At 60.5% G+C, this 14,030-nt stretch carries 14 protein-coding genes; 8 read left to right on the forward strand and 6 right to left on the reverse strand.

All coding sequences use genetic code 11. The features are described 5' to 3' along the window. Positions 1 to 22: 22 nt before the first annotated feature. The gene (locus tag JJ869_RS03025) at positions 23 to 2,191 is read left to right on the forward strand and encodes an esterase-like activity of phytase family protein (RefSeq protein ID WP_292264502.1); all 2,169 of its coding nucleotides are present in this window, start codon (positions 23 to 25) and stop codon (positions 2,189 to 2,191) included. 69 nt (positions 2,192 to 2,260) lie between these two features. Here JJ869_RS03025 and JJ869_RS03030 read toward each other — a convergent pair whose 3' ends face one another. From JJ869_RS03030 to JJ869_RS03050, 5 genes are all read right to left on the reverse strand, one after another. Further along, on the reverse strand, positions 2,261 to 2,728 hold the full coding sequence (locus tag JJ869_RS03030) for an Hsp20 family protein (RefSeq protein ID WP_292264503.1): 468 nt from the start codon (positions 2,726 to 2,728) through the stop codon (positions 2,261 to 2,263). A gap of 115 nt (positions 2,729 to 2,843) precedes the next feature. Continuing rightward, entirely contained in the window at positions 2,844 to 3,671 is an 828-nt protein-coding gene (locus JJ869_RS03035) for a trypsin-like serine protease (protein WP_292264514.1), read from the reverse strand. A 76-nt stretch (positions 3,672 to 3,747) separates the two neighbouring features. Beyond that, positions 3,748 to 5,055: a glycolate oxidase subunit GlcF gene (gene glcF, locus JJ869_RS03040; RefSeq protein ID WP_292264504.1), complete on the reverse strand. Its 1,308-nt coding sequence runs from the start codon at positions 5,053 to 5,055 to the stop codon at positions 3,748 to 3,750. A gap of 3 nt (positions 5,056 to 5,058) precedes the next feature. Continuing rightward, on the reverse strand, positions 5,059 to 6,162 hold the full coding sequence (locus JJ869_RS03045; protein WP_292264515.1) for an FAD-binding protein: 1,104 nt from the start codon (positions 6,160 to 6,162) through the stop codon (positions 5,059 to 5,061). A 49-nt stretch (positions 6,163 to 6,211) separates the two neighbouring features. Continuing rightward, positions 6,212 to 7,660, reverse strand: a complete 1,449-nt coding sequence (locus JJ869_RS03050) for an FAD-linked oxidase C-terminal domain-containing protein (protein WP_292264505.1) — start codon at positions 7,658 to 7,660, stop codon at positions 6,212 to 6,214. Positions 7,661 to 7,782: 122 nt separating this feature from the next. On the opposite strand from JJ869_RS03050, the gene JJ869_RS03055 reads away from it, so the two are divergent. Genes JJ869_RS03055 through JJ869_RS03065 form a run of 3 tightly spaced genes read left to right on the forward strand, consistent with a single transcriptional unit; the run spans position 7,783 to position 9,275 of the window. Next, positions 7,783 to 8,193 (forward strand): CopD family protein, encoded by a 411-nt coding sequence (locus JJ869_RS03055; RefSeq protein ID WP_292264506.1) that lies wholly within the window; start codon positions 7,783 to 7,785, stop codon positions 8,191 to 8,193. 3 nt (positions 8,194 to 8,196) lie between these two features. Continuing rightward, entirely contained in the window at positions 8,197 to 8,907 is a 711-nt protein-coding gene (locus JJ869_RS03060; RefSeq protein ID WP_292264507.1) for a DUF599 domain-containing protein, read from the forward strand. Between the two features lie 35 nt (positions 8,908 to 8,942). After that, positions 8,943 to 9,275 (forward strand): hypothetical protein, encoded by a 333-nt coding sequence (locus JJ869_RS03065; protein WP_292264508.1) that lies wholly within the window; start codon positions 8,943 to 8,945, stop codon positions 9,273 to 9,275. 196 nt (positions 9,276 to 9,471) lie between these two features. Here the strand turns inward: JJ869_RS03065 and JJ869_RS03070 are convergent, their stop codons facing one another. Beyond that, positions 9,472 to 10,392: a rhodanese-related sulfurtransferase gene (locus JJ869_RS03070; protein ID WP_292264509.1), complete on the reverse strand. Its 921-nt coding sequence runs from the start codon at positions 10,390 to 10,392 to the stop codon at positions 9,472 to 9,474. Positions 10,393 to 10,505: 113 nt separating this feature from the next. Between JJ869_RS03070 and pncA the strand changes: the two genes are divergently transcribed. The 4 genes from pncA (at position 10,506) to pncB (ending at position 13,727) form a co-directional block, all read left to right on the forward strand. Continuing rightward, entirely contained in the window at positions 10,506 to 11,099 is a 594-nt protein-coding gene (gene pncA, locus JJ869_RS03075) for a bifunctional nicotinamidase/pyrazinamidase (RefSeq protein WP_292264510.1), read from the forward strand. Further along, positions 11,096 to 11,797, forward strand: a complete 702-nt coding sequence (locus JJ869_RS03080; RefSeq protein WP_292264511.1) for a YkgJ family cysteine cluster protein — start codon at positions 11,096 to 11,098, stop codon at positions 11,795 to 11,797. The genes pncA and JJ869_RS03080 overlap by 4 nt, the downstream gene beginning before the upstream one ends. Positions 11,798 to 11,918: 121 nt before the next feature. Further along, entirely contained in the window at positions 11,919 to 12,374 is a 456-nt protein-coding gene (locus tag JJ869_RS03085; protein WP_292264512.1) for a TerB family tellurite resistance protein, read from the forward strand. 60 nt (positions 12,375 to 12,434) lie between these two features. After that, positions 12,435 to 13,727 (forward strand): nicotinate phosphoribosyltransferase, encoded by a 1,293-nt coding sequence (gene pncB / locus JJ869_RS03090; RefSeq protein WP_292264513.1) that lies wholly within the window; start codon positions 12,435 to 12,437, stop codon positions 13,725 to 13,727. Positions 13,728 to 14,030: the final 303 nt, after the last annotated feature.

The raw sequence follows: 14,030 nt of genomic DNA on the forward strand, positions 1-14,030 counted from the left end.
TGTCCATCCAAGGGGGATCTCCATGACATACCGTGCGCTGTGCCTGACATCGGCCATAGCTCTGACTGCCTCGGCTGCTGCCGCCGAGATGAATTTCAACCGCATCGCGTCTTTCCCGGTTGTGGCCAACATGGCCGACGGCGAAGACCTTGCCCGCCAATCCAGCGCCGAGATCATTTCGGCCAGTGCCGATGGCATGACGCTGGTCTATTCCGACAGCCCGTTGGGCGTGATCGGCATGATCGACATCACCGATCCGGCGAACCCGCAGCCCAAGGGCCATGTGACGCTTGAAGGCGGTGAGCCGACGGCTGTGTCCGCGCTCGGCAACACGGTGTTCGTCGGTGTGAACACGTCGGAAAGCTACACCGCTCCGTCTGGTCACCTGCTGCATATTGATATGGCAACCGGCGCAGAGGCTGGTCGCTGCGATTTGGGCGGTCAGCCTGACTCGACCGCAGTCGCACCTGATGCATCCTTCGTTGTCGTCGCCGTTGAAAACGAACGCGACGAGGACGCTGGCGATGGCCGTGTGCCGCAGATGCCCGCAGGCCATGTGTCGATCATCCCGCTGGACGCAAACGGCATGATGCAGTGCGATGCGCAGATCCGCGCCGATGTCACCGGCCTTGCTGAAATCGCGCCGGAAGACCCAGAGCCCGAATTCGTGGACGTGAACGCGAATGGCGAGATCGTCGTGACAATGCAGGAAAACAACCACATCGTCGTTCTGTCCGCGACGGGCGACGTGCTGAGCCACTTCTCTGCAGGGACCGTCGATCTTGAAAATGTTGACGCGACCGACGAGCGCGCAGCGCTGCTGTTCACCGAAACCCTGACGAACGTGCCGCGTGAACCCGATGGCATCCAGTGGATCGACACCGATCATTTCGTGACCGCCAACGAAGGCGATATGGATGGCGGGTCGCGCGGGTTCACCGTGTTCCACAAGGACGGCACGGTTGTGTACGAAAGCGGCAATTCCTTTGAACATGCCGTGGTCCAGATCGGTCATTACCCCGACCGCCGCTCTGACGCCAAAGGTGTGGAGCCGGAAGGCATGGAGGCCGCTGTCTTCGGTGACACGCCCTACGTCTTCCTCCTGGCTGAACGTGCGTCGGTCATCGGTGTCTACGACATGACCGACCCCGCCAACCCGGTGCTCAAGCAGTTGCTGCCCTCGGGTATTTCCCCGGAAGGCGCCGTCGCCATTCCCGGCCGCAACCTGCTCGCCACGGCCAACGAGTTCGACGGTCTGCAAGACGGTGCAGCGCGCGCCCATGTAATGATCTACGAATATCAGGATGCGCCTGCCGCCTATCCGCACATCACTTCTGCCGGCATGGACACCCTGACCGGATGGGGCGCGAATTCCGGCATGGTTGCCGATACAGACGGCACCATCTGGGCGGTCAATGACAGCTTCTACGGCTTCCAGCCGACGATCTTCCACATCGACCCGAGCCAGACCCCCGCGCAGATCGTGCACGCGATCCCCGTCACCCGTGGCGGTCAGCCTGCGCAACTGATGGATATGGAAGGCATCACGCTTGATGGTGAAGGTGGCTTCTGGGTTGCCTCCGAAGGCCGTCTGGATCGCGGCATCCTGCACGCGCTCTATCATATCAACGGGGATGGTGAGATCGAAACCACTATTCCGGTTCCGTCCGACCTGCTCGCTGTCGAACGCCGCTTCGGCTTTGAAGGCATCACCAAGGTCGGCAACACGCTCTGGATGGCGGTTCAGCGCGAATGGGCCGACGATCCGGCAAACCACGTCAAGCTGGTGGCCTACAACCTCGACACCGAGGAATGGGGTGCCGTGCGCTACGAAAAAGCCGAGCCTGCCACCGGTTGGGTTGGTCTTTCGGAAATCACTGCACACGGTGACTACGTCTACATCATCGAACGCGACAACCAGATCGGTGATGCGGCCGTGACGAAGAAAATCTATCGCGTGGCCCTGTCCGAGATGGTGCCCGCCCCGCTGGGTGGCGACCTTCCCGTCGTGGCCAAGGAAGAGTTGGTCAATCTGCTGCCCTACCTGACCTCGACCGGAGGGTATGTGCTCAACAAGGTCGAAGGTCTGGCCATCACCGCTGATGGTACGATGTGGGTGTCGACCGACAATGACGGTGTGGATGACCACTCCGGCGAGACGATGTTCTTTGCCGTTGACGGCAAGTACTGAATCTTGACCAAAGCAACAAAAAAAGGCGCGGGTTATCCCGCGCCTTTGACGTTTCGGATCAGGGAAAGATCAGTTCACCGCTTTCGCGTCGACCACGTCTTTCTCGATCGCATCGGCCTTGGCAATCGCGATCCGGCGCGGTTTCAGCGCTTCGGGAATCTCGCGCTGCAGGTCGATATGCAGCATGCCGTTCTCGTGGCTCGCACCGACAACACGCACATGGTCGGCCAGATGGAATCGGCGCTGGAAGGCGCGGGTGGCAATGCCGCGATGCAGGTAGGTGCGGCCTTCGTCCTCGTCGACCTTGCGTGCGGACACATGCAGCGCGCCATCCTTGACCTCGACGGTCAGATCCTCGTCCGAGAAGCCGGCAACGGCGATCGAGATGCGGTAGGCATCGTCAGCGGTCTTTTCGATGTTGTAGGGCGGGTAGGTCGGTTGGCTGACCTCGGTGGTCAGAACCCGATCCATCAGGTCGGCGATTTGGTCAAAGCCGACAGTTGCGCGGTAAAGCGGTGCGAAATCATATCCTCGCATAGGTCATCCTCCATTGAGCGATACCAGATGTGAAAGCCTTCCGAAGTGGACAGGCCGTGAATGGGTGTCAGGCCCCGTCTGGGCATCCCGACACGCTTCATCTGGGATGGCACAATCAGGGTTTCAAGAGGTCGGTTTCGCCATCTTGGGGTCGAATGAATTTTGCGCCGGTGTCTTTGCGGACCGTCTTTTCGGCGCGCAGCGGTCTGAACACGGACCCTTCGGCAAAACCGGCACCATGCGCCATCATGCCAAGGATCGTGTCGATCTGCGTTTCAAGCGGAGCGCCAAGGGACACCGGTTGGTCGCCGCTTTTTGCTTTGGACGACACCACCGAAACGATGCGCGTTCCATCCGGGCCAAACGCAAAAACCGGTGACCCGGAACTGCCGAAATCCACCGAACACGACATGACCAGAACGGTTCTCTGCGCCGACATCACTTCGCAGGTGTCCTGCATAGATGGCGCTTCGGACCGGTTATGGGCGTAGGACACGACACCAACACTTTCGCCAACCTTGGGGCGCGCGCCGGTCACGAAAGGGATGATGGTCGTATTGCGGATCGGATGCTGCAACTGGATCAGGGCGATGTCGTTATAGACCCGATCCGGGCTTGGCTCTGCGGTGAAATCGTAATCGGGATGCGCCACGGCGCGGCGCACCCTGCGATACGCGGCAGCGCGTCCGTTGCGCCATCCGGCAAGGAACTGAATGTCCTCGGGGGCCAGCAACGCGCCTTCAGCATTATACAGGCAGTGGGCCGCCGTCAGAACGAGGTCAGGGGTGATCAGCGATCCTGTGCAAAACGCGGTTCCGGCAAGTTCAAGCCGCCCAACCGCTTCCCATGTGCGACCATCCTGGCGGCTCTCCATCGAGAACAGCCCGGTGCTTTGCGCACCAGCCATGGCCGGCAGCAACGAAAACAATGCCCCCCAGAGCATTTGGCGCACAGGTAACCTCCATTACGACTCCCGCAATAGGGGCCGAATAGGGCAAAACTATGTCCTTACGTCAACGTCAAGATGTCTTGAGCGCCGATGGTTTAGGACCGCCTGTGGCCCAATCCAAAAGTTCGACCGTATGCACGATGGGCACTTCGGTGCCCGATCCGATCTGCATCATGCAGCCGATATTGCCCGCTGCAATGATGTCGGGGTGTTTTGCCTCCAAGGTCCTGACCTTGCGCGTTTTCAACTGCTTGGAGATCTCAGGCTGCATCAGGTTGTAGGTTCCCGCCGATCCGCAGCACAGATGGCTATCCGCCGGTTCCACCACCTCGAACCCGGCCGCCTTGAGCAGCGTCTTGGGATGCGTCTTGATCTTCTGCCCGTGCTGCAGGCTGCACGCCGCGTGATAGGCCACCTTCACGCCGCCATGCTGCGTCCGCGCGCCAGCCACACTTTCTTCGTCGATCAGATCGATCAGAACTTCGCTCACATCCTTTGCAATGGCCGACACCCGCGCCGCATCCTCCGCCAGAGGCTCATTGCGGAACATATGCCCGTAATCCTTGACCGTGGTGCCGCAACCGCTTGTATTGATTACGATGGCATCCAATCCGGCGCTATCCATCTCGCGCGCCCAGGCTTTGATATTGGCCGCCGCAGACCCGTGGCTTTCATCCACCTTGCCCATGTGATGTGTGAGCGCCCCGCAGCAGCCAGCACCTTGGGCCACGACCACCTCGCAGCCAAGTCGCGTCAGCAACCGAATAGTGGCATCGTTGATGTCGGTGTTCAGCGCCTTCTGTGCACACCCCGTCATCAGCGCGACCCGCTTCTTGCGTGGTGCGAGGGGCGCAAAGCTCTGCGGATCGTCATTTCGACTGACCGGCGGAATGGTCTTGGGCGCCATCTCAAGCATCGCCTTCAGCCGCGCATCGGGGATCAGCGGCGCAAATGGCTTGCCGATCTTGGCCAACAACAACGCCACCCGGAACCGCGTCGGATAGGGCAGGATATTCGCCAAGGCCCACCGCAGCGCCTTTTCGTGCCACGGTCGGTCGTAGTTCTTTTCGATATAGGCCCGCGCATGATCGACCAGATGCATGTAATGCACCCCAGACGGACAGGTTGTCATGCAGGCCAGGCAGGACAGACAGCGGTCGATATGCTTGACCGTCTTCTCATCCGGCTTGCGCTCGTTCTCGAGCATGTCCTTGATCAGGTAAATCCGGCCGCGCGGGCTGTCCAACTCGTCGCCCAGAACCTGATAGGTCGGGCAGGTCGCGGTACAGAACCCGCAATGCACGCATGAGCGCAATATCTCGTTCGAGCGCTGGATTTCGGGATCGCGCAGTTGGGTTTCGGTGAATGTCGTCTGCATCGCTTACCCCATCAATCCCGTGTTCAGGATGCCCTTCGGATCGAATTTCTGCCGCAACCCGCGCGACAGGGCGGCAATCGGTCCGGGCTCCGGCTGGAACTTCGCCTGTCCCGTTCCGCGCACCAGCGTGGCGTGCCCGTCAAACAGGCCCAGCCGGGTCCGCACATCCGTGCCTTCGGTGACGCGCGCCCAAATCAGCCCGCCGCCCCAATCATAGAGCAGTGCCTCAGCACCAACGTTCGTCGCCAAAGCCGCCGCTTCCGATGGTGTGCAGGAGATGCGCCAGACATCTCCCGGCCGTCCATGAAACGCCTCCACATCACGCACCCAGCGCCAACCCTTGGCCACCGCATCCGCGTCACGCTCAACCCGCACCGCCAAACCGCCGAACAACGCGGCGATCTGATCTGCGCGATAGGCGACCGACCCGGCAAAGCCTTCGATCCGCAGTATTGTCACTGGATGCCCGTCCAACCCAACGGGGATATGCGCAGCCCCAGACACCTCGAACGGCGACCCCAGCGCCTTGGCCATCGCGGAGACGGCGTCCGCATCGCTCAACCCATCGATCAGCACGGACGCCGCTGTTTCCGGCTTCGGCAAGACCTTGAGACTGACCTCGGTCAACACCCCCAGCGTGCCCCAAGACCCGCTCATCAGCTTGACCAGATCATAGCCGGTGACGTTCTTCATCACCCGACCACCGTTCTTTACGATGGTGCTGGTGCCATCGACATAGCGCACGCCCAGCATGAAATCCCGGCACGCGCCGACACTCACACGACGCGGACCGCTGACATTCGCGGCAACAACGCCACCGATTGTCGGCGCGCCGGATGTCCCCATCAGCCCGCGGTGATCCATCGGCTCGAAGGCCAGCCGCTGCCCTTCGGCATCAAGCGCCGCTTCGATCTCGGCCAAAGGCGTGCCCGCCTGCGCAACAAGCGTCAGCGAGCCGGGTTCATACAGGGTGATGCCAGACAGCCCGCCGGTCTCCAGAACATCCCCATCAAGGGTAACGCCCCGCGTTCCCCCGCCTTGCACGCGAATCGGTCCATTCGCCGTGGCAATCGCCTCGGCCAGATCGGTCTCGGATTCCGGTCGCATCTTCATCTTGCCCATAAACTCCGGGGGTTTGGGGGCTGGCCCCCAAGTTTCACTCTGCCGCAAGTGCCACGCTGCGGCGGCTCTCGGACGCCGCCAACGGGAACACTTTGGCCGGATTGAGCAGCCACGCCGGATCGAACACGTCCTTCACTGCCATCTGTGCCTCCAGATCTGCCGGTGCAAACTGATCCACCATCAGATCGCGCTTTTCGATGCCAACGCCGTGTTCCCCGGTCAGGCATCCGCCCACCTCGACACAGAGCCGCAGGATGTCGGCACCAAACGCCTCGCACAGTTCCAGATCACCTTCCTTGTTCGCATCGAACAGGATCAGGGGGTGCATGTTGCCGTCACCGGCATGGAACACGTTGGCCACATCCAACCCGTATTCCTTGGACATCTCGCCGATCCGGCGCAGCACGCAGGGCAGTTCCGACACCGGGATCGTGCCGTCGAGGCACATGTAGTCGTTGATCTGCCCCATCGCGCCAAAGGCCGATTTACGGCCCAGCCAGATGCGCCCGGCCTCATCCGCATCCTTGGCCTCGCGCAGCTCCACCGGGTTGTGCCGCCGCGCGATCTCGAGGATCAGCGCCAGTTGTTCGTCAATCTCGGCCGGGCTGCCTTCGACCTCGACGATCAGCAGCGCCTCGCACATAGGATAACCCGCTTTGGCAAAGGCTTCGGTGGCCTCGATGCAGGGGCGGTCCATAAACTCGATGGCCACGGGTAGAACACCGGCCTTGATGATGTCGGCGACACAGGCACCGGCCACTTCGTTCGAATCGAACCCCATCAGCACCGGCCGCGCGCCTTCGGGCTTCGGCAGGATGCGCAGGGTTGCTTCGGTCACCACGCCCAACTGACCCTCCGAGCCGCAGATCAGACCCAACAGATCATACCCACCCGCATCCAGATGTTTGCCGCCGATCTCCATGACGGTGCCATCCATCTGAACCATCGTGACGCCCATCAGATTGTTGGTGGTCACGCCATATTTGAGGCAATGCGCCCCGCCCGAGTTCATCGCGATATTGCCCGCGATGGCGCAGGCCAACTGGCTGGACGGGTCAGGTGCGTAGAAAAACCCATCCGCTTCGACAGCACCCGTGACGCTCAGGTTGGTGCGCCCGGTCTGCACGCGGATGAAGCGGTTGTCATAGTCGGTTTCGAGCACGTCATTCATCCGTGCCACACCCAAGAGCACGCAGTCGGCTGTGGGAAGCGCACCGCCGGCAAGCGATGTACCTGACCCACGCGGAACCACAGGCACACCCATATCATGGCAGACCTTGAGAACTGCCGACACCTCTTCGGTCGAGGAAGGCAGCACCACAGCCAGAGGAGCACACTTGTAGGCTGTCAGCGCGTCGCACTCATAGGCGCGGGTTTCCATCTCGTCCGAGATCACCGCATCCCCCGGCAGCACCTCCTGCAAACGGGCAACAATCTGTGTCTTGCGGGACAGCACATTGGCGTCCGGTGTGGGCATCTGCATTACAAATCCTCCGAATTGGTAAAAAGATATAACCAATATTGCGAAAGACGCCAGCGAAAATTTCGCAACACGCGGCATCTGTTCCTCTTGCCTTTGTTGCAAACCCCGGCCACCAAGCTGACATGGACTGGATCAAGATCATTCATATTCTTTGCGTCATGGGCTGGATGACGTCGATCTTTGCTGTTCCGCGCGCCCTGATCTACTGGAAACGTGAATATGACCGGATCGGGGAATTTGGCCCCTTGGGCGACCTCACGATCCGTCTTTACCGGTTTTCTGCTGGACTTGCCGTCATTGCCCTGATCACTGGCATCTGGCTTGCCGCGATCTGGCAGTTCCCGGCATGGGTTTGGCTCAAGCTGGGTCTCGTGCTGTTGCTCGCCTTGCATTACGCATGGACCGGGCGGTTGGTACTGCGGGCAAAACGCGGTGTCTTCACTGAATCCGACCGTTACCTGCGCATCTTCAACGAAATCAGCGTGTTCGGCGCAATCGCGATCCTCTGGGTTGTCGTCGTAAAGCCGTTCTGACCAATGGATTGGTTGGACCGCCTGTCACTGTTCACCACATTGGACGCGGTGGGGCTTGGGTTGCTGATTCTGAGCTGGATCGGGTGCAGCCTTGTCGTCGAGAATGCGCCCAAATCCTACCCGTCAACCTCGCAGATCATGGCCGAGTTCCGCCGCGAATGGATGCGCCAGTTCGTGCGTCGCGATCCGCGCATCTTCGACAGCCAGATCATTTCAAGTCTTCGGCAAGGCACGGCGTTTTTCGCGTCGGCCAGCATGATCGCCATCGGTGGCGGGTTCGCGCTTTTGGGCAATGCGGAACGGCTGCGCGGTGTGGCGCAGGACCTGACGCTGGAAAGCGACCCGATTTTTCTGCTCGAAGTGAAACTGCTTGTCCTGCTGCTGTTCGCGGCAAATGCGTTTCTCAAGTTCGTATGGTCGCATCGGTTGTTCGGCTACTGCTCGGTCATCATGGCAGCCGTGCCCAACGACCCCGAAGACCCGCAGGCCCTGCCCATGGCCTTGCAGGCAGGTGAACTGAACATCACGGCGGCGCGGGGGTACAACCGTGGGCTGCGGGCCGTCTATTTCGGCATTGCGTCATCCGCGTGGTTGCTGGGGGCGGGGCCGCTCATCCTTGCCACTTTGGTGACGTTGCTGGTCATCTTGCGGCGTGAATTCGCGTCGCAATCGCGGCATGTTCTTATCCATGGGGCGCCAGACGCGAAAACGTGACCGCATGGTGAAGATGGGTCTGCTAGGCTGTGACCATGTTGACCCGTTCACTTCTCGCCCTATGGTGTTTCGCAGCGCCTGCACTTGCCGATCCACCTGATATTGTCGGGATCGAGGTTTCGGGGGCGCGTGTCTCTGTCATGCTTGCGCATCCTGATACGGGCTGGGACCATTATGCAGATGGCTGGCGGATCGAGGCGGAAGACGGGACGGTGATTGGCACCCGGGAGTTGCTGCATCCACATGTCGAAGAACAGCCGTTCACCCGCAGTCTGACGGTCGATGACCTGCCCGATGGTCTGCTGTTCATCCGGGGCAAGTGTTCGGTTGATGGCTGGTCGGATAGGCGTATTGCCCTGACGCGCTGAAGGTTACCCCCAGAGGCAGGAGGCCAAGACCTGTCGCGGTGACCTTTCCATCCCGTCCCCAGAATTTTATGGTGGGGCCGAGATTCTTCGTACGAAGAATCTTAGTCTGGTCCCCATAAAAAACTGTGAACGGGAAAGGGAACTGAACCTGACCCAATGTTTCGCGCGCGAAACAATAGGACCAGTTCGGACCTATTTACGTCTCGTCAACCACATCCGCGTGCAGATGCCGCTCGCCTCGCGCCTCGGCGAGCCGGATCTGTTTCTGCCGCTCCCGGAACCGAGCCTTGTCCTCGTCCGAGGTCTCTTCGATGCAAAGGTGACAGGACACGCCGTGCTCATACTCGGGGCGATTTTTATCATCCGGTAAAATCGGGCGACGGCAGGCATGGCACAGCAAATGCGGCCCTTCCTTCAACCCATGCCCGACCGATACGCGCCCATCAAAAACAAAGCATTCTCCCTGCCAGGTGCTCTGCTCGGCGGGCACCTCTTCAAGGTATTTCAGGATGCCACCCTTTAGGTGATAGACCTCTTCCACTCCCTGACTGAGCAGGTAATTGGTGGATTTTTCGCAGCGAATGCCGCCGGTGCAGAACATCACGATGCGCTTGTTGTGAAAGCGGTCCTTGTTCTTTTCCCACCACTCCGGAAATTCGCGGAAGCTGTCGGTCTTGGGATCGACTGCACCTTCAAAGGTCCCGATGGCGACCTCGTAATCGTTGCGGGTGTCGATCACAGCCACGTCCGGGCTTTGGATCAGCTCGTTCCACTCAGACGGCTGAACGTAATGGCCCACCTTCGCACGCGGATCGACATCCGGCACGCCCATCGTGACGATCTCTTTCTTCAGCCGGACCTTCATGCGAGGGAAAGGGCGCTCTTTCGCAGTCGAAAGTTTCCATTCCAGATCGGCGCAGCCGGGAAGGGCGCGCAGGTGGGTTAACAAAGCGTTAATGCCCGCTTCGGGTCCGGCAACCGTGCCATTGATGCCTTCCTTCGCCAGCAGCAGCGTGCCCGTGATCGCATGGTCGCGACATACGGCCAGCAACGGCTCCCGCAGGGCGGCGGGGTCGTCGAAGCGGGTGAAGTGGTAGAGTGCGCAAACCGTAAACATGGGCGCTGGATTACGCCTCGAATCCCTTACAGGCAAGGTTCCTGAATGCCGCAACCCTTGACCCTTGGGGGCAGGGTTCTTACCCAAGGCTTACCCAAGAGGAGGCTTGTCCCATGTCCGCGCTGATCGTCATCGACGTGCAAAACGATTTCTGCCCCGGAGGTGCGCTGGCGGTGCCCGAAGGTGATCAGATTGTTCCCGGCATCAACGCGTTGATGGCAGAGGCCGAGTCGGTGGTGCTGACGCAGGACTGGCACCCGGCGGATCATGCGAGCTTTGCCTCGCAGCATGACGGGCAGGATCCATACGGTCTGATCGAGATGCCGTACGGTCCGCAGGTGCTCTGGCCGGACCATTGTGTGATCGGGTCCGACGGTTCGGCGTTTCACGCGGGCCTGAATACCAACCGCGCCGAGATGGTGATCCGCAAAGGGTTCCGCCGCGCCATCGACAGCTATTCGGCGTTTTTCGAGAATGACCATACGACGCCGACCGGGCTGGAAGGCTATCTGCGCACGCGGGGCATCACGCAGTTGATGATGGTGGGCCTCGCCACCGATTTCTGCGTCGCTTATTCCGCAATTGATGCGGCCAAGCTGGGCTTTGATGTGACCGTGAAACTGGATCTCTGCCGGGCAATTGATTTGAACGGATCGCTTGAGACTGCCAAGGCTGATATGCTCAAGGCCGGTGTGACTCTGGCATGAGCAAAGCGCCGACGCTCCTTGACCGTCTGAGCAAGGTCCGCTCTGGCAGCGCGCCCGAGGTGACCGACCGCGCACGGCGGGGGTTGATGGCGTTTGTCGGCGCGCAGGTGGATGCGGGACGTGCAAGCAAAGAGCTTGCCGATGGCACCGCCGCGACCGGAATCGGGCGGGTGGCCCTATCCGCGATGTCGCCGCAGGGCTTGGCCTGTGCGGACGGCTGTGCGTTCTGCTGCATCCTATCGGGAGATGATGGCGGGACGATCACCGAGGCTGAAGCCATCGCGCTGCACAGCGCACTTGCGCCCTTGGCGGGGCAACCCGATGGGCGTGCGTGGCACCCCAAGGCCTGTCCCTCGCTTGACCCGGAGACGCGCAGCTGCCGCGCCTATGACGCGCGGCCGATGATCTGCCGGGCCTATGTCTCGACCGATGTGGAGGCGTGCAAGTCCGTTTCCGAGGGTCAGGCGGCCAGCGGGCCGGGCACGCTCGGGCCATATCACACGTATCTGGCTGCGATTGGCCTCAGTCGTGCCGCGCTGAAAGGGGTGAAGCGTGTGTCGACCTATGCGCTCGCCAAGGTAGCGGCAGCGGCGGTGGAGGGGGCGTCGCTGGATGACGCTCTGGCTTCCGCGCGTCACAAGCCTACTGAACTGGACGAAGAACTGAAGCGCAGCAAGCGGGATTTGTCGCGGGCCTGAGCCCTGTGGTTCAAGCAGCGCAGTTTACGCTTTGCGACGCAGAAGTTGGTGGTTTCCCCCTTTGTTCTGAGTCGCAAGTTTCGTAAGCTGCTAGAAACAAGACCGTCAGAGGCACCGAGCCATGTTCGAACGTATCCTTGCGCTGTTTGACAAAACAACGCCGACCACACCGTTGCCGCCCGCCGATGCGAAATACGCTTTGGGCGCGCTCATGGTCCGCACCGCAATGGCGGACAAGGCGTATCTGTTCCAGGAGGTGGAAGAGATCGACCGCGTGCTGGCCAAGATGTACGGGCTCAAGCCGCTGGAGGCGGCCAAGATGCGCGCCCAGTGCGAAAAGCTGGAGCATGAACTGCCCAAGACGGCCGATCTCGCGGCGATCCTGACCGAGAACATCAGCACAGAGAAACGCGAGGCTGCAGTCGCAGCGTTGTGGGATGTGGTCTATGCGGATGGCAATCGGCATGCCAAGGAAGACTTGCTTGTCGGCGAGATTGCCGGGCTGTTGGGCGTGGACGAGGCGACCTGCGAACGCATCCGCGATGAAGAGGTCGCGAACTGGGACAAGAACCACTGACACTGGACAAGTCGGGGTTGGATTGATCTAAGCGAGGCGCCTGCGCCCTTGGAGACCATCATGGTTGATATCGCCACCCGTGTCTGGAACCACAAATGGAAGATCGACCCCATCGTGCGGTCGCTCATCGATACGGATTTTTACAAGCTGCTGATGTGCCAATCGGTGTTTCGCAACAAGCGCGACACGCAGGTGACGTTCAGCCTCATCAACCGGTCGTCGCATGTGCCCTTGGCCAAGCTGATCGACGAGGGCGAATTGCGCGAGCAGCTTGACCACATCCGGTCGCTGTCTCTGCGGCGCAACGAAAGCACGTGGCTGCGCGGTAACACGTTTTACGGCAAGCGGCAGATGTTCCGCTCGGATTTCATGGAGTGGTTCGAGCAGTTGCGCCTGCCGCCCTATCACCTTGAGCGGGTGGGCGATCAGTACGAGCTGACATTCGAGGGCGCGTGGCCAGAGGTGATGCTGTGGGAAATTCCGGCGCTTGCGGTGCTGATGGAGCTGCGCGGGCGCGCGGTTCTGAACGACATGGGGCGGTTCGAGTTGCAGGTGCTTTACGCCCGCGCAATGACCAAGCTTTGGGAAAAGATCGAACTTTTGCGCGTGGACCCGACGTTGCGCATCGCCGATTTTGGCACGCGGCGGCGGCATTCGTTCCTGTGGCAGGATTGGTGTGTGCAAGCGATGGTCGAGGGGTTGGGTGACAGCTTTGTTGGCACGTCGAACTGCCTGATCGCCAAGAACCGCGACCTTGAGGCGATTGGTACCAACGCGCATGAACTGCCCATGGTCTATGCCGCCTTGGCCGAGGATGACGTGGCTTTGGCAAAGGCGCCTTATGACGTGTTGGCGGATTGGCACGAGGAACACGAAGGCAATCTGCGGATGATCCTGCCGGACACCTATGGGACCGAGGGTTTCCTGAAGAATGCGCCGGACTGGTTGGCGGGCTGGACGGGTATCCGGATCGATTCAGGTGATCCTGCAACCGGGGCCGAAACTGCGATCCGCTGGTGGAAAGAGCGCGGCGAGGATCCGACGAAGAAGCTGGTGATTTTCTCGGATGGGCTCGACGTGGACAAGATCCTTGAATTGCAGCGACAGTTCGCCGGGCGTGTACGTGTGTCCTTCGGCTGGGGGACGTTGCTGACCAATGACTTCCGTGGGCTGACGCCGGATGATCGGCTGGCGCCGTTCAGCCTTGTCTGCAAGGCGGTGGAAGCCAACGGGAAACCGACGGTGAAACTGTCGGACAACCCCAACAAGGCGATGGGACCGCAGGACGAGATTGCCCGGTACAAGCGCGTGTTCGACGTTGGCACGCAGGAGCGGCTTGACGTGGTGGTCTGACCTGGAAGGCCTGTGCGAGGCATCACCGGTCGGCGGAAAATCCCGCATATCGAGAAAATATATATTTCAGGTGTTGATTAGATCCCGACCTGAAACTAGCTCTCCTGTGTCTAGCTGACGCAGGGTCACTCTGTGTCATGGAGGAAGCTGGACTGTCCATAAATCGTCCGTCCTGAACAACGCCCAAGCTGTTGATAATGAATGAATAAACTGTGATTCCTGTAGCCATTTCCCGCAGGGTTTTGTATTATTGCATTGAAAACCCTGCAATTTGGTCTTGCCATGAAGCACCGTAGTCGCCTG

Source organism: Marivita sp., from assembly GCF_017643905.1.
GTDB lineage: Bacteria > Pseudomonadota > Alphaproteobacteria > Rhodobacterales > Rhodobacteraceae > Marivita.

What these genes read in the sequence shown, in the direction of transcription:
- JJ869_RS03025 (WP_292264502.1), top strand. Translation starts at nt 23, where the DNA reads ATGACATACCGTGCGCTGTGCCTGACATCGGCCATAGCTCTGACTGCC.
- JJ869_RS03030 (WP_292264503.1), bottom strand. Translation starts at nt 2,728, where the DNA reads ATGCGAGGATATGATTTCGCACCGCTTTACCGCGCAACTGTCGGCTTT.
- JJ869_RS03035 (WP_292264514.1), bottom strand. Translation starts at nt 3,671, where the DNA reads ATGCTCTGGGGGGCATTGTTTTCGTTGCTGCCGGCCATGGCTGGTGCG.
- glcF (WP_292264504.1), bottom strand. Translation starts at nt 5,055, where the DNA reads ATGCAGACGACATTCACCGAAACCCAACTGCGCGATCCCGAAATCCAG.
- JJ869_RS03045 (WP_292264515.1), bottom strand. Translation starts at nt 6,162, where the DNA reads ATGCGACCGGAATCCGAGACCGATCTGGCCGAGGCGATTGCCACGGCG.
- JJ869_RS03050 (WP_292264505.1), bottom strand. Translation starts at nt 7,660, where the DNA reads ATGCAGATGCCCACACCGGACGCCAATGTGCTGTCCCGCAAGACACAG.
- JJ869_RS03055 (WP_292264506.1), top strand. Translation starts at nt 7,783, where the DNA reads ATGGACTGGATCAAGATCATTCATATTCTTTGCGTCATGGGCTGGATG.
- JJ869_RS03060 (WP_292264507.1), top strand. Translation starts at nt 8,197, where the DNA reads ATGGATTGGTTGGACCGCCTGTCACTGTTCACCACATTGGACGCGGTG.
- JJ869_RS03065 (WP_292264508.1), top strand. Translation starts at nt 8,943, where the DNA reads ATGTTGACCCGTTCACTTCTCGCCCTATGGTGTTTCGCAGCGCCTGCA.
- JJ869_RS03070 (WP_292264509.1), bottom strand. Translation starts at nt 10,392, where the DNA reads ATGTTTACGGTTTGCGCACTCTACCACTTCACCCGCTTCGACGACCCC.
- pncA (WP_292264510.1), top strand. Translation starts at nt 10,506, where the DNA reads ATGTCCGCGCTGATCGTCATCGACGTGCAAAACGATTTCTGCCCCGGA.
- JJ869_RS03080 (WP_292264511.1), top strand. Translation starts at nt 11,096, where the DNA reads ATGAGCAAAGCGCCGACGCTCCTTGACCGTCTGAGCAAGGTCCGCTCT.
- JJ869_RS03085 (WP_292264512.1), top strand. Translation starts at nt 11,919, where the DNA reads ATGTTCGAACGTATCCTTGCGCTGTTTGACAAAACAACGCCGACCACA.
- pncB (WP_292264513.1), top strand. Translation starts at nt 12,435, where the DNA reads ATGGTTGATATCGCCACCCGTGTCTGGAACCACAAATGGAAGATCGAC.